The sequence below is a fragment of the Ruegeria sp. O6 genome (assembly GCF_056535045.1).
In genome coordinates this window covers 95,279-120,876 of sequence record NZ_JBQERM010000012.1, presented here as the reverse complement: position 1 = coordinate 120,876, position 25,598 = coordinate 95,279, and the positions used below count along the sequence as shown (strand labels likewise).

Sequence of the window (25,598 nt, the reverse complement as noted above, 5' to 3'; positions counted from 1 at the left end):
ACAGGCTCAAGCAACAATGCGGTGAAATCGGCGAATACCCGCCAAAGGCCATTCATACCGGTTCCGCAAAGGTGCCCGCGAGCTGTTGCTCCTGCCAGAGATCGCGCAAAGATTTACCTTGCCCCAGAAATCCTTCGTCAGTGAATTCACTGGACCAGATGCGATCGGTTCTGAAATGGCGAAAGCCGTTTCGCATCTCGCACCACCCTGCCAGCAACGTACATTCGACGTGATAGATCAGCGCCAGTGGGCGCACCACGCGGATGGTTTGTTCGCCTTCACCATCTACGTAAGTGATGCGGATTTTCCGTTCTGCCCGAATAGCTTCGCGGTAATGCGAAACAGAAACACACCCCTTCTCGGGATCATCCGCCGGAGCCCCCCAGGGTGAAACCTGCAACCAATCAGTCGGGCTATGCAGCGCATCGATCTTCTGACAGATCCGACTGGCGGCGCGCTGCAGGTGGCTGTCGCCGGTGCGCGCCAGAAGAGACAGGCCAACCCACAGGGCTTCAACCTCTTCCGCGTCGAAATTCAGAGGCGGCAGATCGTAACCGCGCCGCATCATGTAACCGACACCGGCCTCACCTTCGATGGGTGTTCGCTGGGCCTGCAATTCGGCAATGTCACGATAGACGGTGCGGATGGACACCTCTAGCCGGGTGGCCAGTGCTTCTGCCGTGACCGGCGCACTTGCGGCCCGCAAGATCTGGATGATTTCAAACAAACGGGTCGAACGGCGCATCGCATTCTCCTGACACTCTGCTGACACCCTAGCACACCCCACTGACAACATGCTGTCAGTAGTGAAGCGCGATAATGGGTGGATATCACACAAGGAGCCAAGAAATGCCGCACCTCGACAACCACGTCATGATGACACTGAAACTTGGCCAATGGTCACAGGACCACACACTGCGGGCTTTCGAGATTGAACGTGAGATCGCGCAGGAGAGCCATCGCCGCCAATCGGTTTCGACGAAACGAACAAGACGCATTTCGCTGGGCAACCTGAAGATGCTGTGGGCCAGAATTGCCTGAGATCAGAAATCGGGCTGGGCGCGAAACTTCAACGAATGCCCGCCCTCAGGATGCTTCAGGCGTAATTCTTCGGAATGCAGCATCAATCTGGGGAACTCCCTCGCCGCACCTGTTGCATAGAACGGATCGCCCAGGATCGGGTGACCCAATGCCTGCATATGAACGCGCAGCTGATGAGACCGCCCGGTTTTGGGAAACATACGCAAGCGAGAGGTCTCGCCCTCATGTTTCACAACGCGCCAATCGGTGACCGCAGGTTTGCCCGTATCATGACACACCATTTGTCTGGGCCGGTTGGGCCAGTCCACGATCAACGGCAGGTCAACCGTGCCGGTCTTTGGCTCCATCCGCCCCCAGACACGGGCAATATAGGTTTTCCGGGTCTGCCGCTTCTCGAACTGCATACTCAGATGCCTTTGCGCATGGGGTGTTTGGGCAAAAACCATGACACCTGATGTGTCCCGGTCCAGTCGATGCACAAGCAACGCCTGAGGGAAAGCCGCCTGCACGCGTGTCAGAAGGCAATCAGCCAGATGATCGCCCCGCCCCGGCACGGAAAGCAGACCCGACGGTTTGTTCACCACAATCAGCTGCGCATCTTCGTGCAGCACGTCCAGCGCGGTTTGTGGGGGGGCATAGGTTTCGCTCATGCGGGCCTGCCTATCTCAGCGCGCTTCTTCCCGCAACGTCGTCCTTGCGCGCCCGGTCATGATCGGTGAACTTCTGCGCAGGAGGACAGGACATGCACCCGACAATTGAACGACTGCAAGAGGTTGTCGCCAAGGGCGATGAGGCGCTGATCCACGATCTGCTGGCCGAAGATGTGCAGTTCCTGCCACCAACCTATTTCAGCACCTGGACCGGGCGCGCACCTGTGGCTGCCGTTCTTGGCCATGTCGGGCAGGTCTTTTCCGACTTCCGGTATCGCCGGATTATGGGCGCTGGCAACGATTGGGCGCTGGAGTTTCAATGCAAGATTGGAGATCTGGACGGCATTGGCGTTGACCTCATTACGCTGAACGAGGACGGTTTGATCAAAATCTTCGAAGTCGCCATGCGCCCTTACAAAACAGTCGGCGCTTTGCGCGAGGCGATGATGGCGCGCGTGATGACTGACGCTCGTTTTCTGGAATTCAAAAACGCCCTGACGTGACCTGATGATGCGCACCCTGATAGCACCCGACCAGGTTCTACGTGTGCCCTTGTTGCCCGTTCTGGCCACGCAAGCCCTTTTGGTGCGCCGTAACGCCCGGCTTTTGCCGGAGCCCACTGGCCCGCGAGAGGGCCGATCAGGGCGTGGCCCCCGCCTGCGTCTGCTGATCACCGGCGATAGCTCGGCGGCCGGAGTGGGCGCGGGAACTCAGGCGCAGGCCTTGTCGGGGCAGCTTGTGGACCGGCTGGCCAGACATCACACGGTCGAGTGGCAACTTGCGGCCACCACAGGGTACACGACGCTGGATACGATCGACCACCTGAGGGGCATAAAGGGCGAATTCGATGCGGTGGTCACGGCTTTGGGGGTGAATGACGTCACCCGCGCCGTCTCTTGCCGCACATTTGCGGATCGCCAGGCGCAGCTTATCAACATCCTGTCAAACGAACTGGGGGCGCGGCGTATAATCATCACCGGCGTTCCGCAAATGAACAGGTTTCCGGCCCTGCCACATCCATTGGCCTGGGTGCTTGGCCGTCAGGCTGCACGGCTGGATAATGCGTTGCAACAGGTTGTGTCCGTCCATCCCCATGTGCAGCACCTGAGGCTTGATCTGCCCGACGACCCGGCCCTGGCGGCACCGGACGGCTATCACCCAAGCCCCCGGGCCTTTGCGCTGTGGGCAGATGCCGCAGCACGCCTGTTGCTTCAGGCCTGAGCCCGCGCCTGCCGGATCAATGGGATCGAGTAAATGACCAAAGCCACCCAGATCAGGGGGAATGCGATCATACGTCCGGTGTCGATCTTCTCACCGAACAGAGTGATGGCTGTAATGAAAATCATAGTCGGCGCAATGTATTGCAGGATACCCATTGTCGACAGGCGCACCAGCTTGGCCCCGTTCGCATAGACCAACAATGGCACCGCCGTGACGATACCGGCGCAGGACAACAATACGGTATCAGACATCGCTACGCCAAAATGACCTGTGCCTTGCACGCCCAGCCAGGTGACATAAGCCAAGGCCGGGATCAAAAGGATCAGAACCTCAAGCAGGAAACCTTGGTTTGGTCCTATCGGCAGTGAACGTTTGAAAAACGCGTAGAACCCCCAGCTTACCATCAAACCAAGCGCCGCCCAGGGCAACCGCCCAGCCTCGAGAACAAGTACAAGAACGCCCAACGCGGCAAGCCCCACCGCGAACAGTTGGGTCCGTGTCAGGGGCTCACGCAGCAGAATTGCGCCCAACGCAATACTGAACAGCGGGTTGATGTAATACCCCAACGCCGCGTCCAGCGCGTGCCCCGTCGAGATCGCCCAAACATAGATCGCCCAGTTCACGGAAATCAGCGCCGCCGTCAAAGCCGCCATGGCCAACATCCGGGGATTACCGAGTGCCGCCTTCAAGTCCCGGGTGCGCCCCAGTGCGACCAGCAGCAAACCTGCAACCGGAACAGACCAGATAACCCGATGCGCCACCACCTCGACCGGTCCAATGTGATCCATCGCCTTCATGTAAAGAGGCAGAAATCCCCACAGGACATACGCCGTGACAGCCAAAGCCAGACCTTTGGGCGTGTCTTCATTCTGAGGTGATAAAGGCGAGGCTGTCACGAAGGGTCTCCGGTTGATACCGGTTTCGTTTACGGCAGAACTGAACGGATTGAAAACTCTGAAAACAGTGAAGTGTCACATAAAGATTTGTGATAAGTTAGCTGACCGCAGCTATTGCCCCCAAAAATGCGAGGCTCTGCCTCTCGCTCCGGGATATTTTAGGCCAGATGAAGTGCGGATCTCTTGCTTCACTTGGCTCCAAATATCCCGGGGGAGTCGCCCGGCACGGGCGGTGGGGGCAGAGCCCCCTGCCCTGTCTGTCAGACCTTCACCCGTTCGGATTTCGGGTCATACATCGGTTTAAGCGATGCTTCGGCTTTAACCTTCACGCCGCAAACATCGATCTCATAGGTTGAACCCAGAACGTCTGCGGCCTTTTCACCTTCGCACGGGACATAGCCCATTCCGACGGCACCACCGAGGCTATGACCGTAATTGCCGGAACTCAGGTAGCCGACATATTCGCCATCACGCACGATCGGCTCGTTGTGGAACAACAGCGGTTCAGGGTCGGTCAGACGGAACTGTACCAGACGGCTTTTCGGGCCGCTTTCTTTTCGTGCAATCACCGCCTCACGCCCGATGAAATCACACCCTTTGTCCACCTTGACGGCAAAGCCAAGACCAGCATCAACCACGTGATCCTCACAGGTGATATCGTGGCCGAAATGCCGGAAACCTTTTTCGATCCGGCAGCTGTCCATCATGTGCATACCACACAGCTTCAGCCCCATGTCCTGACCAGCCTCATACAGGGTCTCAAAGACGTGGCCCGCCATGTCTGAGGAAATATAGATTTCCCACCCAAGCTCACCCACATAGGTCACGCGATGTGCACGGGCCAGGCCCATTCCGATCTCGATCTGCTGGGCAGTACCAAAGGGGTTGGTCGCGTTTGTGAAATCGTTGGGCGAGACCTTTTCCAGCAGAGCCCGGGCGTTTGGACCCATGACAGCGAGAACGCCTTCACCCGCTGTGACATCTGTAATGACCACGTTGAAATCCCCGACATGGCGCATCATCCATGTCTGATCCGCCAAGCGTGTGGCTGCGGGGGTCACGACCAGATAGGCGGTTTCGGTCAGGCGGGTCACGGTGACGTCTGCTTCGATCCCGCCTGTGCGGTTCAAAAACTGCGTATAGACGATCTTGCCGATAGGGACTGAGTAGTCACCCCCGCCGATGTAGTTCATGAACTTTTTGGCATCAGGGCCTTCCACGCGAATCTTGCCGAAAGAAGACATGTCATACATGCCCACATTCTCGCGCACGGCTCTGTGCTCGGCAGCGGAATTCTCGAACCAGTTCTGGCGCTTCCAGCTGTACTGGTATTCGCGCTCCTGCCCTTCATTCGCGTACCAATTGGCCCGTTCCCAACCAGCGATTTCACCAAAAACGGCGCCCTGTTCTTTCAGGTGATGGTGGAACGGGGTTCGGCGCACACCGCGTGCCGTAGCTTTTTGGCGATAGGGGTAGTGGTCGGCGTAGAGCAGCCCCAACGTTTCTTTTGAGCGTTCATAAAGGTATTTCTTATTGCCCTGAAACGGCTGCATCCGTCCGATATCAACATCGCCCAGATCAAAGGGCTTTTCACCGGTATCCATCCACTCGGCCAGGGACATGCCCGCGCCACCGGCGGACTGGATACCGATCGAGTTGAACCCGGCCGCGACCCAGACATTGTCCATCTCAGGCGCCAGACCCAGGTGATAGGCGTCGTCGGGAGTAAAGGATTCAGGGCCGTTGAAGAAGGTGTGAATACCCGCCTCGGACAGCATAGGCATCCGGTTGCAGGCCGCTTCGAGGATCGGCTCGAAGTGGTCGAAATCTTCGGGCAATTGGTCGAACTCGAAGCTGTCGGGAATACCGTTCATGGCCCAGGGTTTGGCATTGGGCTCGAATGCGCCCAGCATCATTTTGCCTGCATCTTCCTTGTAGTAGGCGCATTCATCTGGCACCCGCAGAACCGGCATCTGGCTCAACCCTTCAATGGGTTCAGAGACGATGTAGAAATGTTCGCAGGCATGCAGCGGCACATTCACGCCAGCCATCTTGCCTACCTCGTGTCCCCACATTCCCGCGCAGTTAACAACCATATCGCAGGCGATATGCCCTTGGGTTTGCCCATCATCACTGACCCAGTCGACACCGGTTGCACGCCGTCCGCGCCGGGAAATCCCGGTCACCTTCACCCGTTCCTTGATCACCCCACCGCGTTGACGCGCACCCTTGGCCAACGCCAAGGCAATATTAGCAGGATCTGCCTGGCCATCGGTTGGCAACCAGACGCCACCTGCCACGCCGTCGAGGTTGATGTGCTCATATCGCTCTTTGACTTCAGTCGGAGAAAGCTCTTCGACCGGAACGCCAAAGGCGCGGGCCATTGCCGCATTTCGGTGAAGCTCTTCCAACCGCTCACTGGTCAGGGCGACCGAAACGGATCCAACCTGACGCAGGCCGGTAGCGACACCGGTCTCTTCCTCAAGGCCCAGATAGAGCTCTGCGGAATAGCGCGCCAGTTTGGTCATGTTGGAAGACGCGCGCAGTTGCCCGATCAGGCCCGCCGCGTGCCAGGTGGTGCCGCTGGTCAGTTGCTTGCGTTCTAGCAGAACAACATCGGTCCAGCCCTTCTTGGTCAGATGATAGGCGACCGAACATCCGATGACGCCGCCACCGATGATGACCACTCGGGCCTTGCTGGGAAGATCAACCATCCTGAAATCTCCGCTGTGTCAGGTTTGGCGTAAACTGCCACGGAAGATCGACAACAAATGCACCAAAAACGTCACAAGATCAGCATTTTTCACCGATGTGTCGCGGCCCGCTTTTCCCGCCGAACGACAAAAGGCGTGACCCCGAAGAAGCTTTTGTAAACAGAGGAAAACCCGTTCGGAAAACCACAGGCCAATCCGATTTCGCGAACGCTCATAGTGGTGTTCAGAAGCAGGTTATTGGCCTTGGCGAGCCGCATTTCGCGATAGAATCCGTTGGGCGTGGTGCCAAAGAAGGTTTTGAACTTACGCTCGAGTGAGCGGTTCGACAGTTGCAGCGATTCGACGATCTGATTGATCGGCAGAGGGTCTTCGATATTGGCCTGCATGAGCTTGATGCACTGATCCAGCTTCACATCTCCGGTCGCGGTCAACTTTACCCCCGAAAATGGCTGCATCGAGGCGAAATCCCGGATGTTTTCATGCAACATGATGTCCGCCACGGTCATCTTTGCAGGCCCTGAGATATGGCGACCGATCACTGCCAGCGCGATATCTGTTGTCGCCTCCATTCCGGCACAGGTCACAACAGCGCCCTGTTCGGTTGCAATCGACAGCTTGGCTTCAAACCGGGCCCCGCGTTCCCGCAGGAACGAGGCATTCTCCCAATGGGTTGCCAAATCGTCTGAACCCTGTTCGTCGATATACCGGCTGGCCGCTTCCGCCAGCAGAAACACCTTGGCATCGCGGAAAGTATAGTCCGACACCACCCGCCCCAAAGACAAGTCCGGGTGATCCGGGTCAGAATTGCCGATCACGAAAAGATAATTCGCCTTAGGCTGGTTCTGCACGGGTTCCGTTTGCACCACCGCGTCGCTGCTGCTGGAGATCGGGCCACCTCTGAGCGACCGATAGGCAAAAGTGAACGGCGGCTTCGGACACACACGATTTGCCAGCCTGAGAACCTCGACCAATGAGGCCAGTTCAAGCAGCACAAATCCGGGTGCGACCAGAATATCGAAATGTTGCTGTATCGCCTGCGGTGAATCAGAAGCAACTTTCCTCATCGCTGTCACCTTAGACGATCTCGTGCCCGGCAGCACACAACCGTTTGGCCAGCGCTTCGATGTGGTTCGGGCCAATTTCGCAGCACCCGCCGACAATCGTAGCCCCCTGATCGACCCAACGCATGACGTGATCCGCATAGGCATCGGGACCAAGATCATGGCGTTGATCCAACGCATCCACTGTCGGCGCGTCCTTTAGAAACTCATCTGAAATATGTGTAAAGCCGTTGGCGTAAGCACCATAGGGCTTGTTCATAGTGGACAGGATTTCCAGAGCAGCCGGGATCGCTTCGGGGCGCGAACAATTGATCAGCAGCGCGTCAGGCGAAAACTCTTCTACCAAAGGCGCGACATCCCTGAGTGGTTCGCCGGACCTGAGGCGACGGCCATCGTCGTCATTGACCGTGAATGACAGCCAGACTGGTTTGCCACATCCGGTCGTTCCACGCAGCGCGCCCTCGGCCTCCTGCACCGAAGATACTGTCTCGATCAGAAACAGATCGACGCGCGCAGCCATCAAGGCCACAAGTTCAGCGAACTTTTCCGCCGCTTCTGCCGGGTCGGGATTCAGGTCGGGTCGGTAAGATGCCAGAAGCGGCCCCAGAGACCCGGCAATCCGCCCCCCAGTCTCAGTACGGGCACGTTCGGCCTGTGTCAGGGCAGTGTCGACAAGGGCGGGCATCTGGTCCTCCATCCCCACCCGCACCAGGCGTGAGCGGTGGACTGCATAGGTATTGGTGGTGGCAACCGTGGCACCACAACGGAAATAGTCGCCATGCACCGCGCTGACCAGATCAGGGTGGTCGATCATCACACGCGTGGACCATAGCGGCGTCGCCCGGTCTCCGCTGCGTTTGACCAGTTCCTGTCCGATTGAACCGTCCAACAGTGTGATCTTTGTCATGTCCTTGCTCCTTAAGGCAGCAGTACGAGTTTACCCGGAAGGGTCTTTGCCTGAAAATCAGCCTGTGCGCGGGTGATATCCTTCAACGGGTAGGTTCGGGAAACCAGTGGTTTGATCCGTCCGGTATTCATCAACTCCACAAGGCGGCCAAAGACTTCGGGTGCCTGATGCGTGCAGCCGTGAATGGTGATGTCGCGCAAATAGATGTCCCGCAGATCAGCCTCGACAATCGGACCGGCGATCGCCCCAGAAACGGCGTAGTGCCCGCCGGGTTTCAGGGCAAGGATCAGCGATACCCATGCGGGCCCGCCAACCACATCTATGACCGCGTCGAACATATCCTGCGGTGGCAGCTCATCCCGGCCAAATGTGCCCAACGCGCCTTGGGATTTGACGACCTCTGCCTTCGCTGCCGCCGTCACACCCCAAACCGATGCACCGCGTAGCGCAGCAAGCTGCACCGCCGCCAGACCGACGCCGCCTGACGCACCGGTGATCAGAACTTTTTGCCCAGACGTCACGCCTGCGCGGGTCAGGAGGTTTTCGGCAGTACCAAAGGCACAGGGAATAGCCGCAATTTCCACGTCTGAAAGGGGTGATGCACTTACGTCATAAAGGTCATTTGCTTCAACCAGACAGTGTTGGGCAAAGGCCCCATCAATCTCAGACCCAAGCGCAATAAAGCCCTGAGGGTTTCTTGGGCTCGGACGCGGCAGGTTGATCGGACAAGTCACACGCTGGCCTTTTTTGAACCCCGTGTTTGGCCCGACCTTTTCAACGATCCCGCACAGATCGCCGCCCTGAATGCGGGGAAAGTTCAGTGCACCGCCCCACCCTCCGGCTTCAACATCCTGATCGACGGCATCCGTCCCGCCGGTGACATTCGATGAATACCAGCCGATCCGCGTGTTGATATCCGTGTTATTGACACCTGCCGCGGCGACCCGAACAAGCACCTGCCCCGGCCCAGGGGCCGGGACTGGGATATCGTCGCGCCATTCCAGCGCCTCTGGCCCGCCATGGCCGGTCAGATAGACGCCGGACATGGTCGCCAAACGCGTCACGCCCGCAACCGCTCGTTCTCGGGATCCCAGAGCGGTTGATCCAGCTCTACAACAGCGCGGCATTTCTGACCGTAGATTTCGACCTCTAGCTCAGTTCCGGGATTGGCAAGCTCGGCCCGGATCATGCCCAGCGCGATGGATTTACCAACACGGTAGCCCCATGCGCCGGATGTGGTTTCGCCCACGATCTCATCGCCATGCCAGATGCAGGACATATACGGCGCGTCACAATCGCCCGCATCAACGGTCAGGGTGACGAAGGACTTTTTCACGCCTTGCTGCTTTTCGTTCAGGATTGCGGCCTTGCCCGGGAAGTCCTGCGGTTTGTCCAGCTTGACGAACCGTTCCAACCCGCCTTCAAGCAGGGAATAGTCGGTCGACAGATCGCCCTTCCAGGCGCGGTACCCCTTTTCGATTCGCAGCGAGTTCAGCGCATACATCCCGAACGGCTTGGCACCGGCATCGATGATCGCGTCGTAGATCGCAGGCATATCCGCATTTTCAGCGTGAACTTCCCAGCCCAGCTCACCAGCGAATGAGACACGCAGCAGAGCGACCCATCCGCCTTTGATTTCGCTTTCCTGAAAGCTGAGCCACGGCAAGGTCAGATCGGCCTCGGTAACTTTGCTGAGAATGTCCCGAGATCGAGGCCCGGTAACGATCAGCGTGCTCATCCGCGTTGTCCAGTCTTCCAGCGTGAACTCGGCATCGGCAGGTATGTGACGCACAAGCCATTCACGGTCATGCCATTGCGCGGTCGCTGCAGTGACCAGAACGAACAGGTCTTCGGCCTCGCGCGTGACCGACATTTCGGTCAGGATACGCCCGCGGTCATCTGCGAAGTAAACCAGCCCAACCCGACCAATCTTGGGCAATGCCCCTGCAACCAGACCGCGCAGCCATTCATCAGCACCCGGCCCCTGTATTTTGAACCGCGAGAAGCCCGGCAGGTCCAACACGCCACAATGATCGCGCACGGCCTCACATTCTTCCTTGATCCGCTGTTCCCACGGTCCGGACCGACCCCAAGTATGGGTCGCGTCCAGCGAGGTGTCATCGCCGGGCTGTGCAAACCAGTTGGCGCGTTCCCAGCCGCTATAGGCCCCCATGACACCGCCGTGCGCGATCACCTTGTCATGCACGGGCGACAGCTTCTTGTCTCGTGCGGCAGGCCATTCATGGTGCGGGAAGTGCATGGCATATTCGTTGCCATAAACTTCCATGCCTTTCTGGTTGCAATAATCCTGATCGGTGTAATCGGTATAGCGGCGCGGATCGACGGCCCACATATCCCATTCGGTCGCGCCATCAACGACCCACTCGGCCAGAACCTTGCCTGCGCCACCGCCCTGCGCGATGCCGAAGGTGAAAGTATGCGCCTCGAACGCGTTTTTCACACCGGGCATCGGGCCGATCAGCGGCAGCCCGTCAGGCGCATAGGGGATCGGCCCGTTGATGACGCGTCCAACGCCCGAGGTTGCCATCAGCGGCACCCGCTCCATCGCATCGGTGACGATATCTTCGATGCGGTCCAGATCGTCATTCCACAGCTGAAAGCTGAAATCATCCGGCATCGGATCGTCTTCGGTCATCCAGTGGCCCTTGCAGTTGGGCTCGTAAGGACCAAGGTTGAAGCCGTTCTTTTCCTGCCGCAGGTAGTACGAGACATCCACATCACGCAGCAGCGGCAGCTTGGCACCGCTTTGCTTGGTCCATGCTTCGATCTCGGGGATTTCATCGGTCAGCAGGTACTGGTGGCTCATGACCATTGCCGGAACGGTGCGGCCACCGAAGGGCTTGAACCATTCGCCCACGCGCTGCGCATAGTACCCGGCTGCGTTCACAACATAGTCACAGGCTATATCGCCTTTGTCCGTGTGCACGGTCCAGGTGCCGTCATCATGCTGCGTCACGCCAGTCGCCGGGCAGAAACGGATGATCTTCTGCCCCATATCGCGCGCGCCTTTGGCCAGCGCCTGGGTCAGCTGCGCCGGATCGATGTCGCCATCCGTCGGATCGTAGAGAACACCTTCAAGGTCATGCGTTTCCAGGAAGGGATAACGCTCTTTCGCTTCTTCCGGGGTCCACATTTCCATCGGAATCCCCTGATAGCGGCCCATCGCCATGGCGCGCTCGAATTCCTGCACACGTTCTTTCGAATGCGCCAGTCGGATCGAACCGGTCTGGTGGTAGTTCATCGGGTAATCGACTTCCTCGCCCAGACGCGCATACAGCTCGGTCGAGTAGCGCTGCATGTTCATGATCGCCCATGAGGTCGAAAAGGTCGGAACGTTCCCTGCCGCATGCCAGGTCGACCCGGCAGTCAGTTCGTTCTTTTCCAGCAGAACACAATCGGTCCAGCCTTTCTTGGCAAGGTGATACAGCGAGGAAGCCCCCACCACACCGCCACCGATTATGACCACGCGGGCTTTTGTTGGAAAATCACTCATGCGTTTTTGATCCTTGTTACTGTGCCTCTTGAGGCAGATCGTCCGTGATGTCGTAGTAGTCGCCCTTGTCAGCCACAAAGATGTGCTTCGAGAGCGAAAGACCTGTGGGTGCGTCCAGCGCGCCCATGGAAATCGAAATCGTGTCTTCCTGGTTGTGTTGCCAGAAGAGGAACGAGCCACATTTGCTGCAAAATCCGCGCCGGGCGATGTCAGACGCGCAATACCAGCTGAGTGTGTCACTGGCCGAGAAACTCAGGTTGTCCTTATGGGTCGAAGTCGAAGCCCAGACATGGCCCGACTGTCTGCGGCACTGTCCGCAATGGCAGACCGAAGGTGGCGACAGGTCTCCGTCGATCGTGAACGCGACCGAGCCGCAAAGGCAGGATCCTTTGTGCATCTGACTACCCCCTTATTGCGGGTGTGGTGCTGGTCCCCAACAACACACCGTAGATGACAAAACAGGCCGCCATGATCCGGCGCACCCAGATATTGAACACCGCGCCCAGCGCTGCCCTGCCCATCAAGGCACCCAGCGCCGTAAAGCCGGTGTAGCTGAGTGTGGTGATGACCAGCGCGGTCGGCATGATAACCCCCATCTGCTGCCAGATCGGAACCTCGGGCTGAACGAACTGCGAAAACGCGGCCAGGTATCCGGCGACGCTTTTGGGATTGATCGTGGCCACCGCAAGCGCGTGCAGATAGACATGTCGCGCCGGACGCTCGGAGGCTGGTGCGGGTCTTGTCGCATTCATCCAGCCGCGAATCCCCAACCAGATTAAAAATCCCGCGCCAATCAACTTGGCGACAAAGAACCCGGTCGGCGATGCAGCGATCAGGGCGGTCACACCCAGCGCAGACAGGATCAGAAAGGCGCTGGCCTGCGTGAGAATAGCCAATACGCCTAGCATTGCCCTTGGAAACGGAAGGCTCATCCCGTTCGAGATGCAATTGACCGCGTTCGGACCCGGGGTGGTCACGAAAACCACCCAGAACAACGCGAATATGGTCCAGGCCTCGAACGACATCAATAAACCGGCGGGGCGATAACCCAGATGGCTACAGCGGGCTCATCATAAGGGTTGGCCCATTGATAGGGTTCATGTCGGAATCGAAAGCTGTCACCCGGCCCAACCGTGAACGCGCGTCCCCCGATTGTCAGGTCCAGCTTGCCCGAGATCATGTATCCGACTTCCTGTGTCGGGCGATTGGCCGGTGTCTGCATCTGCGAGTTGGGTTTGAAGGTGGAATGCACCATTTCAAAATCATCGGTCAGATCCGGCGAGAGCAGCTCTTCGATCAACCCTTCCTCGCCCGACCCCATGGGGCGGCGCGAGCCGGCACGCACGACATATCCCTGCTCGTCCGCCGGTGCCGCCGAATGCGCAAACAACATCGACATGGGGACGCCAAGGCATTCGGCGATCTGCCTCAGGTCCGAGATCGACGGCTCGGACATGTCACGCTCAACCTGGCTGAGCCAGCCCACAGACCTGTCCAACCGGATCGCGATATCACTCAGCGTCAATCCTCGCGCCTTGCGCAGCGCGCGGATATCAGCACCGAGTGTCGCACTTTGCGGGGCCTGACTGTTCAAGGATAGCTCCAACGCTCGTGAAAATTTCACCTCTTTTTTCACGATGACTCGATTCCATGAAATTTCCAAGCATTTTTTCACGTGGATCCATATTCCGGATTGGCTATGCCCTGACGGCTCGGTCACTCAGCTAATATGGTAAACATAAATATCGGCGGTGTCCGAGGCGCGCTCCGGCCAAAGCGTAAAGCCTGTTTTTTCCAGAACGCGGGCTGAACCTGGATTGTCACGCCCGACCCCGGCAATGAGACGCACGGCAGGCCCAGGCGTCAATGCGTCCTGCAAGCCTTGCAGCAACTCGGGGGCGTAACCATTCCCCCAAGCGGTTTGAGCAATCAAATAGCCGATGTGAAGGCTTGGAATTGCCTCGGTGTCAGAACTCATGGCCAACACCATGAGGCCGATCAGGTGGTTACCGCGGCTTTGGCGCGCAAGCAGAATATCGCTTTCAGCACGTCTTTCATCAATCCAGTTCGAAATCTCCCGGCCCTGCAACTGCATCGGGGGCGGCAGGTGTTTCAGGACCTCAGGGGTCAGAAGCGTGACAAGATCATCTTCAAGCCGAACCCGCAATCGCGGATCGGCGAGTTCAACCTTCCAGTTGCGAACCGAGAGGCGCGGAGTTCGGAAATGGCCTGGGACCATGGTTAATCCAATACGGTTCGGGCTTTCCTGTTTTATCAAACCCCGAGCGAAATCGAAAAGAGGAAACCGGTAGACGCACCTTGTACAGACCGAAAATCAATCAGGCTTGCGCGAAGGTCTTTGACAGGATCGCGGACAGGTTATCCGCGTCTTCGGTTGAGAACGCGTCGGGTTGATTGCTGTCGATGTCGAAAACTGCAATCAGCTCGCCCGATGCGTTCCGGACCGGCAGAACCAGTTCGGATCGGGTGGACGAGGCGCAGGCGATGTGACCCGGAAACGCGTCCACGTCGGGCACCAGTTGCACTTCGCCGGTGCGCGCTGCCGCCCCGCAGACGCCGCGTTCGAACGGGATGACGAGGCAGCCATGGCCACCTTGATACGGGCCAATTTTAAGCAAGCCCGGTTCTGTCACCCGGTAAAACCCGGTCCAGTCGAAACGGTCGTCGGAATAGTGGACCTCGCAAGCAACGGTAGCCATCAGGGCAACCTGATCGGTTTCGCCTTCGGTCAATGCTGCAATTGTACTTGCCAGCGCGCTGTAATCGACGGTCATAGGTCCCGAACCCCTTGGAAAACTCGGGGGCGCCGCCCCCGAACCCCCGGAGTATTTCGAAAAAGATGAAGGGTCAAATGCGTTCGATCGCGATAGCTGTTCCTTCACCGCCGCCGATACAGATTGCAGCAACCCCCCGCTTGAGATTTCGTTTCTCGAGCGCGTTCAACAAAGTGACCATAATACGGGCGCCAGATGCGCCAATAGGATGGCCTAAGGCGCAGGCCCCGCCATTTACGTTTACCTTGTCGCGCGGCAATCCCATTTCGTGCATGAAAGCCATCGGCACAACTGCGAAGGCTTCGTTGACCTCCCACAGGTCGACATCATCCTTGTTCCAACCGATGCGGGACAGAAGCTTTTGCGCCGCCGGAACCGGTGCAGTCGTGAAAAGTCCGGGCGCTTGAGCATGGCTGGCATGTCCCAGAATCCGGGCCCGAATTGTCAATCCTTGCGCTTCTGCCACCTCAGCCGATGCCAGAACAAGCGCCGCCGCGCCGTCGGATATTGACGAGGAATTGGCGGCGGTCACTGTCCCGTCCTTGCGGAAAGCCGGTTTCAGTGTCGGAATTTTCTCGGGACGGGCGGATTTGGGTTGCTCATCAGTGACCTGTACGACCTCACCCTTACGCGTGCGCACTGTGACGGGGACGATCTCGCCCTCGAAAGCACCGCTTTCTTGCGCGGAAAGTGCGTTGGACAAGGATTTCAAGGCATATTCATCCTGCGCTTCGCGGGTGAACTGATACGCCTCGGCGCAGTCTTCGGCAAAGGTTCCCATCAGGCGGCCCTTGTCATAGGCGTCTTCCAGCCCGTCAAGGAACATGTGGTCGATCACCTGACCATGACCGATGCGCGCACCGCCCCGCATTTTCGGCAGCAGGTAGGGCGCGTTGGTCATGCTCTCCATCCCTCCGGCGACCATTGTGTCCGCAAGACCCAATGCGATCTGGTCGAAGGCCATCATCGCCGCCTTCATCCCGGAACCACACATCTTGTTCAGCGTGGTGGCAGGAACCTCCTCGCCTAAACCCGCCGCGAAACCCGCCTGGCGCGCCGGTGCCTGCCCCTGACCTGCGGGCAGGACACATCCCATCAACACCTCGTCAACCGTCTGCGCCCCTGCCTGCTTTAACGCGGCACGAATCGCTGCGCCGCCAAGCTCGGATGCTGCGACACCGTCGAACATGCCCTGAAAACCACCCATTGGTGTTCTGGCAGCACCTGCAATAACAACATCTCTCATCCGGATAATCCTCCTGTCGTCCGGCCCTTGAATACCGAATGGTAAGAATTCGCGTCTAGCGTATTTCTACGACTCATTTTCAGATTGGAGGCAGCCGGACCATGGGGCTGACCAGCACATCAGACGGAACGACACAGATTATCACGGTTCACTCTGACCGGATCGACGCTGCGATGGCCATTCAGTTCAAAGAAGACATGCGCGCAGAGACCGAGGCCTGCGCCGATCGGGTTGTCCTGGACCTTTCAGGCGTCGAGTTCATCGATTCAAGCGGACTGGGCGCAATCGTAGCGTCCATGAAACAACTGGGGCTGAACCGAAGGCTTGATCTGGCAGGCCCGCAGCCCGTGGTGGAAAAGGTCTTTCGCCTGACGCGCATGGATACCGTGTTCAGGTTGTTTGCAACACTGGATGACGCCCTGTCGGAACCAGACAGGTGACAACAGCAGGAGTGCGACAACGTGGAGCCCATTTGTAACGCGACCTGCCTGGAATTGAGCTTTCCCGCAACGGAAACAGAAGCCAGTGCGGGGATTGCGAAACTCAGCGCCGGACTGGCGAAACGAGGGTTGCCGCCGCACAAGGCGGACGATGTCAAGATCGCACTGGCAGAAGCAATCAACAACGTTGTGGAACATGCCTATATGGACGTGGCCCCGGCCGGGGTTCAGGTGACATGCCGATTGGACAGAAACCGGCTGGACATTCTGATTTCGGACACGGGCCATCCATTGCCCGGCTACGAACCACCAGACGGAACGCCGGCACCACTGGGAACCCGCATTCAGGATTTGCCCGAAGGCGGGTTCGGCTGGTTCCTGATTCATCAACTGACCAGCGACATCTGTTATGAGCGTCGCGACGGGTGCAATCGGCTATCCCTGCGATTTAACTTTGACAAGAACGGGTAATCAGCCGCAATTGGCCACAATAACGCCATTTTCGAAACATTGTCGCGCCGCAAATCGCCGCCATACAGTGACTCGTAGCTCAGATAGCTTCCCTCGGCGCCAATTATCACAGCCCCCACCCAGTGAACGGCGCCGAGGATCTCCCCCCAAACTTGAATTGACTGGACAACCGGCAATCAGAGAATAGCTTTCCCCTGTTTGAAGGAGAAAGAACCCACCATGCGTGATCTGCACAAACCTGGCCGGTCGGAAGTTTTTGCAACGCGGGGGATGTGCGCAACGTCGCACCCGCTAGCCGCCAAAGTGGCAATCGATATTCTTGAGCGCGGCGGCAACGCCATGGACGCCGCGATAGCAGGTGCGGTTCTGCTTGGCATCTGCGAACCGCAGATGACCGGGTTGGGGGGCGATTGTTTCGTTTTGTTCAGCCGTGCGGGCGAAAACCGGATACGCGCATTGAACGGATCGGGTCGCGCACCGGCCGCCGCGCGGGCGCAGCCCTTGCGGGACAAAGGCCTGTCGTCTGTACCGTTGAGCGGTCCGGATGCGGTGACTGTTCCCGGTGCCGTGGACGCCTTCTGTCACCTTGCAGAAACCGAAGGGCGATTGGGGCTGGACGCGATTCTGGAACCCGCAATCCACTATGCCGAGGCTGGCGTTCCGGTGGCCCCCCGGGTTGCGTTTGACTGGAAAACCGGGGCGGCCACATTACAGGGTGCTGCGCGTGACCATTATCTGATCAAAGGGCAGATACCAGCTATCGGTCAGATCTTTCGCGCCCCCGGTCAGGCTGAGGTCTTGCGCAGGATCGCCAGTCAGGGACGCGACGCATTTTATTCAGGAGACATTGCCGAGGATATGATCCGGGCCCTGTCTGCACGCGGAGGTGTCCACACCGCCGAAGACTTTCACTGCACCAAGTGCACTGAAACGCAGCCCATGCGCGGAGCCTACAAGGGTGTTGATCTGGTCGAACACCCGCCAAACGGCCAAGGCGCGACCGCGATCCTGTTGCTGAACATTCTAAAACAATTCGATCTGGCCAGTATGGATCCATTTGGAGCAGAACGGGTTCATATCGAGGCTGAAGCCACCAAGCTGGCTTATGACGCGCGCAACCGGTTCATTGCGGATCCCGATCATGTCGCACGGGCCGAGCGGTTTCTTGATTTGGATGTTGCGGTCCGGCTGGCTGCATTGATTGACCCAAAAGGCGCAATGCCCGCAGCAGCACCTTTGACGGAAGCCATTCACAGGGACACGGTCTATATCACGGTGGTCGATCGCGACCTTATGGCTGTGTCGCTGATCTATTCGATCTTTCATAGCTTTGGATCAGGGATCGCATCCGAGAAATACGGTATCTTGCTTCAGAACAGGGGCGCGGGGTTCACGCTTCAGCCGGGTCACCCCAATGAACTGGCTGGCGGCAAGCGCCCGATGCACACGATCATACCGGGGATGTTGACCGAGAATGACCGTGTCACGATGCCATTCGGCGTCATGGGCGGTGCTTATCAACCGACCGGGCACGCGCGTTTCGTTTCGAACCTTAGGGACTTTGGGCTGGAGCTACAGGAAAGCATCAACGCGCCGCGTGCCTTTTTCGATGGGAATGTCCTGAAGCTGGAGCGGGGCTATTCCGAAGAGGTAGCGAAACAATTGTCTGAAATTGGACACAATATTGAAATTCCAGAAACGCCGCTTGGAGGAGCGCAAGCGATCCGAATCCGAAAAGACGGTGTTTTGGAAGGTGCCAGCGACCCGCGCAAAGATGGGTGCGCCCTTGGATACTGATCAGCGGCAGTGCAATGCCGACCGGTTCGCCAAACCTAGTTCAGGTGGAAATGCAGAGGGTAAGCACCGTCTTCAAACGGGCCGAACATGTTGGAGATATCCGGGTGCTCGACCGGCTCTCCAGAATAGTCTGCAACCAGATTTTGTTCTGAAACATAAGCAACATAGAAGGATTGGTCGTTCTCTGCCAGCAGGTGGTAGAACGGCTGTTCTTTCCGTGGACGGCTGTCTTCCGGAATGGCCTGGTACCATTCTTCTGTGTTCGAAAATTCCGGGTCCACGTCAAAAATCACCCCTCGAAAAGGGTGTTTCTTGTGACGGACCACCTGGCCCAATCCGTATTTCGCGCGTGTCTTTAACATTGTTTCGGCCCCCACCGCATTTACTAACGGTTTTTGGCCCGAAATGCCAATCATTGATGTGAAATTCAGGGAAACAGTCTGTGAACCTAATACTGACAGTGTTCGAAATCGTGGCCCCGGTTTTTCTCTTGGCGGCCATTGGCTTTACGTGGGTCAAACTGGGGTTCGAATACCGGCTGCAATTTGTGACACGCTTTGCAACGACGCTGGCAATGCCCAGTCTGATCTTTGTTGCACTCATGCAAACCGACATTCCGGGCGGAGATTTGTCGCGTTTCACGTCGGCAACTCTGGTCGCAAATCTTCTGCTGGCTGGGGTGTTCTGGTTGATTGTTCGCGGATTGAAACTGGATCAGCGCACGTACCTGTCACCGCTGATTTTCGGCAATACCGGCAATCTTGGCCTGCCGCTATGTATCTTTGCGTTCGGGCAGATTGGTTTGGGTTACGCGGTCATCTTTCTGTCTGTAACCGCGCTGTTTTCTTTCACCTATGGGATCTACCTAGTCGCCGGAAAAGGCGCATGGGGACAGGTCTTACGCCAGCCGATGGCATGGGCGACCATTCTGGGTGCGGTGTTTTTGTGGCAGGGGTGGCAAACTCCGACATTTCTAACCAACACGTTAGAGCTTTTGGGGCAAATGGCTGTTCCGCTGATGTTAGTCACGGTGGGTGTTGCAATCGCCCGCCTGACCTCGCGTAGTCTGGGGCAAGCGCTCTGGCTGTCAGTCCTGAAACTTATCGTCTGCTTTGCGTTGGGCTGGGGGATTGGGGTGTTGTTTGATCTGGACACTGTCGCCTTTGGCGTTCTGGTATTGCAAATTTGTACACCGGTCGCTGTGACCTCATATTTGTTGGCAGAACGATTTGAAGCCGATTCCGATGCCGTTGCCGGCATGGTCATGGTGTCCACTGTGCTGTCCGTGGCGGCGTTACCGGTAATTCTTGCCATTGTTTTATAGCGATTGTGATTTCCTCAGAGCTCAATCTGCGCTAGAATAAACAAAAAAGGCATGAGGCACATGAGCAGAATTCTTATCGTACTCTTCGGGGTGCTGCTTTTGGCATCCTGTGGCGGCGGGTCAAAACAACCGCCCAGCAAGCTGAACGACGCGTGCAGCATTGCGCACGAACGACCGGATTTTATCAAGGCTTTCAAAAGCACCGAGCAGAAATGGGGTGTTCCGGTTCACGTTCAGATGGCCACGATTTATCAGGAAAGCCGATATCGCCACGACGCGCGTACCCCGCACCGTTACGTGCTGGGCGTGATCCCGATGGGGCGGCAAAGCAGCGCCTATGGGTTCAGCCAGGCACTGGACGGCACCTGGGATCAATATCAGCGCGAAACCGGCAAGCGCCGGGCCAAGCGGGATCGCATCCGCGATGCCTCGGACTTCATCGGCTGGTATATGAACAAAAGCTATGAGCGCAACGGCATCCACCCCGGCGACACACGCAATCAATACCTGGCCTATCACGAAGGTCACACGGGGTACGCTCGCGGCACCCACAACAGCAAGTCGTGGTTGTTGAGCGTGGCCAATGACGTGGACGCGCGCGCGCAACTGTATCAGGCACAGTTGGCGAACTGCCGGTATTGACCAGCAAAAAGCGGGTCAGCGATTGACTGACCCGCGTCTTTCCTTGTTCGAGAAAAGACCCTGATCAAGACCATTGCTTTCGGTCAACGCACCCAAAAGAACGGTGGTCTGGCTGCCGGCGTTGTCATGGATCACCCATTTGCGCAGCTCAACCGGATTATCGGTGAACATCAGTTCAATCCGGCCTGCTTCAGGGTTCTTGGGGTCTTGCGCGGTGACCACTGTGGCCGTGCCGTCAAAGCTGTGGCCGACAACCATATTGGCCTGATCAAGATTCACGTTGCGTGCCAGCACAATGGATAGAGGCGTGCGCTTCAGCGGGTATTGCTCGGGTGGCTGGTTCGATTTCGGATCGAAGATCTGAACACTGCCTGATCGCGCCAGCACCACAGCGCTGTTGGGCGGGTCATATTCGAACCGCATCTTGCCCGGGCGCTGCATCCACAGCTGTCCGGTGCTCAACGAGCCATCATCGTTCACCTGCGTGAACGTTGTCTGAACCGTTTTCAATCCGTTCAGGTAATTGGAAATCTGCGAAAGCGGCAGTTTTTCCGCCGCCCATGCGGCGGGTGCGGCCAGTGTCAAAGCAAGGGCAAAAGCAATCTGTTTCATGCTGTACAGATAGGCTGTCTGCCCTTGTTATTAAATATCCTATTGCTCGGGAACGAGGATTTCGCGTTTCCCGACATGATTTGCTGACGAAACAACACCTTCGTCTTCCATTTGTTCAACAAGACGCGCCGCCTTGTTGTACCCGATGGCGAGTTTTCGCTGAATATAAGAGGTCGAGCATTTGCGATCCTTGATCACAATTGCCACCGCCTGATCGTACAGCGCGTCCTCTCCGTTCGTGTTGCCGCCAGTATTCAGCCCCAGAACGGCGTCAATGTTGTCGACCTTGTCCTCGGCCGGGCCATCCAGAACGCTGCCCACGTAATCGGGCGGACCGTATTGTTTGAGGTGGTTGACGATCTCCTCTACCTCTTCATCCGACACAAACGGTCCGTGGCAACGGGTGATTTTGGCGCCACCGGCCATGTAAAGCATGTCGCCCTGCCCCAGCAGTTGTTCGGCGCCCATCTCGCCCAGAATGGTGCGGCTGTCGACTTTCGACGTCACTTGGAACGAAATCCGCGTAGGGAAGTTGGCCTTGATTGTGCCGGTAATCACGTCAACTGAGGGGCGCTGTGTGGCCATGATCAGGTGAATGCCCGAGGCCCGTGCCATTTGCGCCAGACGCTGGATACAGGCTTCGATTTCCTTGCCCGCGACCATCATCAGATCGGCCATCTCATCGACGATGACGACGATATAGGGCATCGCTTCGGGCGCGAATTGTTCCGTCTCGAACGTTGGTTCACCGGTTTCATCGTCAAACCCGGTCTGCACCGTGCGGCTGAACAACTCGCCCTTGGCCAGCGCGTCCTTCACCCGGCCGTTGTAGCCCGCAATGTTGCGCACGCCCATCTTGGACATCTTGCGATAGCGGTCTTCCATTTCGCCCACGACCCATTTCAGGGCGACGACCGCCTTCTTTGGATCGGTCACAACGGGTGACAGCAGATGCGGGATGCCATCGTAAACCGAAAGTTCCAGCATCTTGGGGTCGATCATGATCAGACGGCATTCATCCGGCGTAAGCTTGTAAAGCAGCGACAGGATCATCGTGTTGATCGCCACCGATTTACCCGAACCCGTGGTCCCGGCGATAAGCAGGTGAGGCATCTTGGCCAGGTTCGCCACAACGGATTCACCGCCGATATCTTTGCCCAGCGCCAGCGGCAGCGCCTGATTGCCATCGCCAAAATCGCGGCTGGCCAGGATTTCCCGCAGCACGACCATCTCGCGGTTTTCGTTGGGCAATTCGATACCGATCACCGAACGCCCCGGCAGGGTCGAAACCCGCGCCGACAGCGCCGACATCGAGCGGGCAATATCGTCTGCCAAACCGATCACACGGCTCGCCTTGAGGCCCGGAGCGGGCTCCAGCTCGTACATGGTCACGACCGGGCCGGGGCGTACGCTGACGATCTCACCCTTGACGCCGTAATCGTCCAGAACGTTTTCCAGCATCCGTGCATTTTCTTCCAAGGCTTCATCGCTCAGGTGATGGCGTTGGATACTGGCGGGGTTGGACAACAAGCCCAGAGGCGGCAGTTCGAAGTCAGAGTGCCGTTCCTCGAAGGACAATGCCGGTTGCGCTTCGGCCTGCGCACGACGAGACGGCAACGGTGTCCGACGCACGGGCTGCGCCACCACAGGCTTGCGCGGTTCAGCTACCGGGATTTTCATCGCGGGGCGCTGCTGCGGCGCGGCGTCAGTGACATCCTCGAAAACCGACTCATCATCGATATCCAATTCGGATGCGTAATCGTATTGTTCTGTCCCGGCCTCATAACCGAACACAGCGGGTTCTTGCGCCTCTGGCGTGTCACCAGCGGACACCTGCGGCTCGGGGCGCAGACCATACGCCGTCATCGGCGGTTCGGGTGGCAGTTCGGACGAGGTATGCTGGTTCAGGATTAGCGGATCGGGACCGCGTCCACGACCCTTGGTCAACGGCAGGTTGGGATCCGGCTCGGGTGTCATTTCACCCACGGCTACCTTGCGATTTCGCACGGCGGCCGAGATTTTGGAGCGGATGCGATCTTCTCCGGGCATGTCGTCAAAGCCGGCGATCGGTTCAGGATCCACCAACTCAGGCTCGGGCATTGGATCGGGGCGCCGGATAAGTGACGGCATTCGCGCCAACAGGCCTGATTTGACCGGAGGTTCAGGACGTCCCAATTCAGGTTCTTCAAAAACAGGATCGGCATAGACCAGTTCGTCGTCAAACATCGCCTCAGCCGCTTCAGCGCGGGCAAGCTTGCGTTCTTCCCACTGCGCCCGGCGATCCCGCGCGGCTTGCGCGGCCGAGGCCGCACCACGCCCCATCAGCGTCATCAGCATGTCATAAGACATTACAAGGCCCAGGATGAAGGCGCGGAAGCCGCGTTTCACGTCGGCCTTGGTGAAGCCCAGCACAAAAACACCCAGAGTGGTCATGCCGACGGCCATGGCCAGCGACATCAGTTTGACCAGAAAATGCGAAGAGATCGGCACCAGCGTCAGCAACGCGCCCATGACCGTGTCGCCGAACAAACCGCCCAAACCGTAGCTATGCGTTGCACGCCACTCGGCACCGGGAACAAGGGTAGCGGCATAGACCGAGGCTACAGCGATCCAGATCGGGGCAAAGATCAGGCGGGCAATGGCCCGGTCTTCACCGAAATGGCCAGCAAAACGCAGACCCCATCCAACCAGAACAAGCGCGATGCCCCAGCTTCCCCAGCCCACGATCATGAACAAGGGGGCTGCAATAGACGCGCCGACCCGTCCCATCCAGTTCTGCACCGGCGCGTCGGTCGAAACCATCCAATTAGGATCATCGGGCGTATAGGACCAGATCATCGCAGCCGCGGCCAAGCCCATCAGGATCAGCGCGATACCGATCAGTTCCTTACTGCGTCGCTCCAGGGCTGCCTGTGTTGTGCTGTCCAGTAATGGGTCGCGGTTTCGCGCGTTATATGATGCCATTTTGCCCTCGTAACTCACGTATAGATGCAGTCGCGGAGTGTAATCAAACCACGCTGCAACTCTGTTTTTGGGGCTACCAATGCAACCCGGATAAAGCCTTCGCCCGGGTTATTTCCCGGATCACCTTGTGAAAGATATGCGCCCGGAAGAACCCGAACCCCGGTTTCCTTCCAAACCTTCAATGCCGCGTCCTCGCCATTCTCGACCGGTAACCACAAAAAGAACCCGGCCTCGGGCGACATGTAGCCCTGCACGCCCGCAAACACCTTATCCGCTATGGCGTATTTCTCCTGATAGAGCGCGCGGTTTTGCTCGACATGTGTCTCATCCGCCCAGACACGGGCCGCAGCAGCCTGCAAGGGCAAAGGCAGTGGGGATCCGGCATAGGTGCGCAGCTTTTTCACCTGGCTGATGGACTTTGGTCCACCTGCAATCAGGCCCGAGCGCAAACCGGCCAGATTCGAGCGTTTGGACAGTGAATTAAACAGCGTGATCCGTTCGGGATCAGCCCCTAGTTCCTGCGCGACAGTCAGAACCCCCGTCGGGGCTTGGTCACGGTAAATCTCGGAATAGCATTCGTCGGCAAAGATCCGGAAATCATATGCCTCGGCCAGACGGATCAGGTCAGCCCAATAGTCGCGCGACGCGACTGCACCCTGCGGGTTGGCCGGGGAACAGATATAAGCCACCGCGGTTCGTTTCAGCACATCTTCGGGCAGGCCGGAATAATCCGGCAGATGACCTGTCGCGGCGGTTGCAGGAACAAAATAGGGTTGTGCACCCACCGAAATCGACGCGACCATGTAGACCTGATAAAACGGGTTCGGGCACAGGATGATTGGTTGTTTGCCGTTCTTCTGTTCCGGGCACAGCGCCATGGCCGCATTATACAGCCCCTCACGTGTGCCATTCAGCGCCATGACGTTGGCGTCAGGGTCCATTTCGACCCCGTAGCGCCGCTTGATCCAGCCCGAGATTGCACCGCGCAGGTCTTCCGAGCCTTCGTTCGGCGGATAGCCCTGAAACCCGGCCGCGTTTTCCATGATGACATCCGTCACCCAAGCCGGAAAATCATGCGTGGGCGCGCCAATCGTCATATGAACGACGTCACCGCCCGGTTGATGGTGATCCAACAGGGCGCGCAAACGCGGGAATGCATATTCCGGTAGGTTCGAAAACCGCTCGGGAAAATCCATGTTACTGCCTCAATATCGGGGTCGTTTGCGCCCCGTTTTTTTGGCAGATTACAGTCCGCATACCTCTTCGTCCAGACAAAGAGGTTCCGAATCAGTGGATTGTGGCA

At 57.9% G+C, this 25,598-nt stretch carries 26 protein-coding genes; 8 read left to right on the top strand and 18 right to left on the bottom strand.

The genetic code is table 11. The features are described 5' to 3' along the window. Nucleotides 1–52: 52 nt before the first annotated feature. Entirely contained in the window at nt 53–745 is a 693-nt protein-coding gene (locus ACR0DY_RS15445; protein WP_480488642.1) for a helix-turn-helix transcriptional regulator, read from the bottom strand. Between the two features lie 104 nt (nt 746–849). Between ACR0DY_RS15445 and ACR0DY_RS15440 the strand changes: the two genes are divergently transcribed. Continuing rightward, entirely contained in the window at nt 850–1,041 is a 192-nt protein-coding gene (locus tag ACR0DY_RS15440; RefSeq protein WP_480488640.1) for a hypothetical protein, read from the top strand. Between the two features lie 2 nt (nt 1,042–1,043). Here ACR0DY_RS15440 and ACR0DY_RS15435 read toward each other — a convergent pair whose 3' ends face one another. After that, nucleotides 1,044–1,691, bottom strand: coding sequence for an RluA family pseudouridine synthase (locus ACR0DY_RS15435; protein ID WP_480488639.1), 648 nt, complete (start codon nt 1,689–1,691; stop codon nt 1,044–1,046). 92 nt (nt 1,692–1,783) lie between these two features. Between ACR0DY_RS15435 and ACR0DY_RS15430 the strand changes: the two genes are divergently transcribed. Beyond that, nucleotides 1,784–2,194: a nuclear transport factor 2 family protein gene (locus ACR0DY_RS15430; RefSeq protein WP_480488637.1), complete on the top strand. Its 411-nt coding sequence runs from the start codon at nt 1,784–1,786 to the stop codon at nt 2,192–2,194. Between the two features lie 4 nt (nt 2,195–2,198). Beyond that, nucleotides 2,199–2,912: an SGNH/GDSL hydrolase family protein gene (locus ACR0DY_RS15425; RefSeq protein ID WP_480488635.1), complete on the top strand. Its 714-nt coding sequence runs from the start codon at nt 2,199–2,201 to the stop codon at nt 2,910–2,912. Here the strand turns inward: ACR0DY_RS15425 and rarD are convergent. The 12 genes from rarD to ACR0DY_RS15365 all read right to left on the bottom strand — a co-directional run bounded on the left by rarD (nt 2,903) and on the right by ACR0DY_RS15365 (nt 16,045). After that, nucleotides 2,903–3,808: an EamA family transporter RarD gene (gene rarD, locus ACR0DY_RS15420; protein WP_480506398.1), complete on the bottom strand. Its 906-nt coding sequence runs from the start codon at nt 3,806–3,808 to the stop codon at nt 2,903–2,905. The two genes, ACR0DY_RS15425 and rarD, sit on opposite strands and share 10 nt — an antisense overlap. A gap of 260 nt (nt 3,809–4,068) precedes the next feature. Beyond that, nucleotides 4,069–6,522: a GcvT family protein gene (locus ACR0DY_RS15415; RefSeq protein ID WP_480898632.1), complete on the bottom strand. Its 2,454-nt coding sequence runs from the start codon at nt 6,520–6,522 to the stop codon at nt 4,069–4,071. An 89-nt stretch (nt 6,523–6,611) separates the two neighbouring features. After that, complete coding sequence (locus tag ACR0DY_RS15410; RefSeq protein WP_480898629.1) at nt 6,612–7,586, bottom strand: GlxA family transcriptional regulator; 975 nt, start codon at nt 7,584–7,586, stop codon at nt 6,612–6,614. A gap of 10 nt (nt 7,587–7,596) precedes the next feature. Continuing rightward, a complete protein-coding gene (locus ACR0DY_RS15405) occupies nt 7,597–8,490 on the bottom strand; it encodes a homocysteine S-methyltransferase family protein (protein ID WP_480898626.1) in 894 nt (297 codons plus the stop codon). Between the two features lie 11 nt (nt 8,491–8,501). Then, the gene (locus ACR0DY_RS15400; protein WP_480898642.1) at nt 8,502–9,536 is read right to left on the bottom strand and encodes an alcohol dehydrogenase family protein; all 1,035 of its coding nucleotides are present in this window, start codon (nt 9,534–9,536) and stop codon (nt 8,502–8,504) included. A 14-nt stretch (nt 9,537–9,550) separates the two neighbouring features. Beyond that, nucleotides 9,551–12,004, bottom strand: coding sequence for a GcvT family protein (locus ACR0DY_RS15395; RefSeq protein ID WP_209598332.1), 2,454 nt, complete (start codon nt 12,002–12,004; stop codon nt 9,551–9,553). 16 nt (nt 12,005–12,020) lie between these two features. Further along, entirely contained in the window at nt 12,021–12,401 is a 381-nt protein-coding gene (locus ACR0DY_RS15390) for a GFA family protein (RefSeq protein ID WP_267365883.1), read from the bottom strand. A gap of 4 nt (nt 12,402–12,405) precedes the next feature. Beyond that, a complete protein-coding gene (locus ACR0DY_RS15385) occupies nt 12,406–13,029 on the bottom strand; it encodes a LysE family translocator (RefSeq protein ID WP_480898623.1) in 624 nt (207 codons plus the stop codon). Further along, on the bottom strand, nt 13,029–13,598 hold the full coding sequence (locus ACR0DY_RS15380) for a helix-turn-helix domain-containing protein (protein WP_267365885.1): 570 nt from the start codon (nt 13,596–13,598) through the stop codon (nt 13,029–13,031). The genes ACR0DY_RS15385 and ACR0DY_RS15380 overlap by 1 nt, the downstream gene beginning before the upstream one ends. A 126-nt stretch (nt 13,599–13,724) precedes the next feature. Continuing rightward, nucleotides 13,725–14,243, bottom strand: coding sequence for a GNAT family N-acetyltransferase (locus tag ACR0DY_RS15375; RefSeq protein ID WP_480484097.1), 519 nt, complete (start codon nt 14,241–14,243; stop codon nt 13,725–13,727). Nucleotides 14,244–14,343: 100 nt separating this feature from the next. Next, entirely contained in the window at nt 14,344–14,799 is a 456-nt protein-coding gene (locus ACR0DY_RS15370; protein WP_267365668.1) for a GAF domain-containing protein, read from the bottom strand. A gap of 73 nt (nt 14,800–14,872) precedes the next feature. Beyond that, a complete protein-coding gene (locus tag ACR0DY_RS15365) occupies nt 14,873–16,045 on the bottom strand; it encodes a thiolase family protein (protein ID WP_480484098.1) in 1,173 nt (390 codons plus the stop codon). Between the two features lie 101 nt (nt 16,046–16,146). Here ACR0DY_RS15365 and ACR0DY_RS15360 point away from each other — a divergent pair, with 101 nt between their 5' ends. The 3 genes from ACR0DY_RS15360 (at nt 16,147) to ACR0DY_RS15350 (ending at nt 18,753) form a co-directional block, all read left to right on the top strand. Next, on the top strand, nt 16,147–16,485 hold the full coding sequence (locus ACR0DY_RS15360) for an STAS domain-containing protein (RefSeq protein ID WP_480484099.1): 339 nt from the start codon (nt 16,147–16,149) through the stop codon (nt 16,483–16,485). A gap of 21 nt (nt 16,486–16,506) precedes the next feature. After that, nucleotides 16,507–16,956: an ATP-binding protein gene (locus ACR0DY_RS15355; RefSeq protein WP_267365664.1), complete on the top strand. Its 450-nt coding sequence runs from the start codon at nt 16,507–16,509 to the stop codon at nt 16,954–16,956. A 219-nt stretch (nt 16,957–17,175) separates the two neighbouring features. After that, a complete protein-coding gene (locus ACR0DY_RS15350; protein ID WP_480484100.1) occupies nt 17,176–18,753 on the top strand; it encodes a gamma-glutamyltransferase family protein in 1,578 nt (525 codons plus the stop codon). A gap of 35 nt (nt 18,754–18,788) precedes the next feature. On the opposite strand, the gene hspQ is transcribed toward ACR0DY_RS15350, so the two are convergent. Continuing rightward, nucleotides 18,789–19,115 carry a heat shock protein HspQ gene (gene hspQ, locus ACR0DY_RS15345; protein WP_209504966.1) on the bottom strand — a complete coding sequence of 109 codons (327 nt, stop codon included), beginning with the start codon at nt 19,113–19,115 and terminating at the stop codon, nt 18,789–18,791. Between the two features lie 80 nt (nt 19,116–19,195). Here hspQ and ACR0DY_RS15340 point away from each other — a divergent pair, with 80 nt between their 5' ends. Together ACR0DY_RS15340 and ACR0DY_RS15335 are read left to right on the top strand one after the other, a co-directional pair. Next, nucleotides 19,196–20,077: an AEC family transporter gene (locus ACR0DY_RS15340; protein WP_480484101.1), complete on the top strand. Its 882-nt coding sequence runs from the start codon at nt 19,196–19,198 to the stop codon at nt 20,075–20,077. A 60-nt stretch (nt 20,078–20,137) separates the two neighbouring features. Further along, nucleotides 20,138–20,719 (top strand): transglycosylase SLT domain-containing protein, encoded by a 582-nt coding sequence (locus ACR0DY_RS15335; protein ID WP_209504968.1) that lies wholly within the window; start codon nt 20,138–20,140, stop codon nt 20,717–20,719. A gap of 15 nt (nt 20,720–20,734) precedes the next feature. Here ACR0DY_RS15335 and ACR0DY_RS15330 read toward each other — a convergent pair whose 3' ends face one another. Genes ACR0DY_RS15330 through ACR0DY_RS15320 form a run of 3 tightly spaced genes read right to left on the bottom strand, consistent with a single transcriptional unit; the run spans nt 20,735 to nt 25,491 of the window. Next, nucleotides 20,735–21,331, bottom strand: a complete 597-nt coding sequence (locus ACR0DY_RS15330; RefSeq protein WP_209504969.1) for a LolA family protein — start codon at nt 21,329–21,331, stop codon at nt 20,735–20,737. Nucleotides 21,332–21,370: 39 nt separating this feature from the next. Continuing rightward, on the bottom strand, nt 21,371–24,295 hold the full coding sequence (locus ACR0DY_RS15325; RefSeq protein WP_480898620.1) for a DNA translocase FtsK: 2,925 nt from the start codon (nt 24,293–24,295) through the stop codon (nt 21,371–21,373). A gap of 14 nt (nt 24,296–24,309) precedes the next feature. Further along, the gene (locus ACR0DY_RS15320; protein ID WP_480898617.1) at nt 24,310–25,491 is read right to left on the bottom strand and encodes an aminotransferase class I/II-fold pyridoxal phosphate-dependent enzyme; all 1,182 of its coding nucleotides are present in this window, start codon (nt 25,489–25,491) and stop codon (nt 24,310–24,312) included. Nucleotides 25,492–25,598: the final 107 nt, after the last annotated feature.

Coding starts and splice junctions, on each gene's coding strand:
- ACR0DY_RS15375 (WP_480484097.1), bottom strand. CDS start 14,243: ATGGTCCCAGGCCATTTCCGAACTCCGCGCCTCTCGGTTCGCAACTGG.
- hspQ (WP_209504966.1), bottom strand. CDS start 19,115: ATGTTAAAGACACGCGCGAAATACGGATTGGGCCAGGTGGTCCGTCAC.
- ACR0DY_RS15445 (WP_480488642.1), bottom strand. CDS start 745: ATGCGCCGTTCGACCCGTTTGTTTGAAATCATCCAGATCTTGCGGGCC.
- ACR0DY_RS15335 (WP_209504968.1), top strand. CDS start 20,138: ATGAGCAGAATTCTTATCGTACTCTTCGGGGTGCTGCTTTTGGCATCC.
- ACR0DY_RS15440 (WP_480488640.1), top strand. CDS start 850: ATGCCGCACCTCGACAACCACGTCATGATGACACTGAAACTTGGCCAA.
- ACR0DY_RS15325 (WP_480898620.1), bottom strand. CDS start 24,295: ATGGCATCATATAACGCGCGAAACCGCGACCCATTACTGGACAGCACA.
- ACR0DY_RS15330 (WP_209504969.1), bottom strand. CDS start 21,331: ATGAAACAGATTGCTTTTGCCCTTGCTTTGACACTGGCCGCACCCGCC.
- ACR0DY_RS15435 (WP_480488639.1), bottom strand. CDS start 1,691: ATGAGCGAAACCTATGCCCCCCCACAAACCGCGCTGGACGTGCTGCAC.
- ACR0DY_RS15410 (WP_480898629.1), bottom strand. CDS start 7,586: ATGAGGAAAGTTGCTTCTGATTCACCGCAGGCGATACAGCAACATTTC.
- ACR0DY_RS15350 (WP_480484100.1), top strand. CDS start 17,176: ATGCGTGATCTGCACAAACCTGGCCGGTCGGAAGTTTTTGCAACGCGG.
- ACR0DY_RS15415 (WP_480898632.1), bottom strand. CDS start 6,522: ATGGTTGATCTTCCCAGCAAGGCCCGAGTGGTCATCATCGGTGGCGGC.
- ACR0DY_RS15425 (WP_480488635.1), top strand. CDS start 2,199: ATGATGCGCACCCTGATAGCACCCGACCAGGTTCTACGTGTGCCCTTG.
- ACR0DY_RS15390 (WP_267365883.1), bottom strand. CDS start 12,401: ATGCACAAAGGATCCTGCCTTTGCGGCTCGGTCGCGTTCACGATCGAC.
- ACR0DY_RS15395 (WP_209598332.1), bottom strand. CDS start 12,004: ATGAGTGATTTTCCAACAAAAGCCCGCGTGGTCATAATCGGTGGCGGT.
- ACR0DY_RS15365 (WP_480484098.1), bottom strand. CDS start 16,045: ATGAGAGATGTTGTTATTGCAGGTGCTGCCAGAACACCAATGGGTGGT.
- ACR0DY_RS15370 (WP_267365668.1), bottom strand. CDS start 14,799: ATGACCGTCGATTACAGCGCGCTGGCAAGTACAATTGCAGCATTGACC.
- ACR0DY_RS15385 (WP_480898623.1), bottom strand. CDS start 13,029: ATGTCGTTCGAGGCCTGGACCATATTCGCGTTGTTCTGGGTGGTTTTC.
- ACR0DY_RS15405 (WP_480898626.1), bottom strand. CDS start 8,490: ATGACAAAGATCACACTGTTGGACGGTTCAATCGGACAGGAACTGGTC.
- ACR0DY_RS15360 (WP_480484099.1), top strand. CDS start 16,147: ATGGGGCTGACCAGCACATCAGACGGAACGACACAGATTATCACGGTT.
- ACR0DY_RS15430 (WP_480488637.1), top strand. CDS start 1,784: ATGCACCCGACAATTGAACGACTGCAAGAGGTTGTCGCCAAGGGCGAT.
- ACR0DY_RS15400 (WP_480898642.1), bottom strand. CDS start 9,536: ATGTCCGGCGTCTATCTGACCGGCCATGGCGGGCCAGAGGCGCTGGAA.
- ACR0DY_RS15320 (WP_480898617.1), bottom strand. CDS start 25,491: ATGGATTTTCCCGAGCGGTTTTCGAACCTACCGGAATATGCATTCCCG.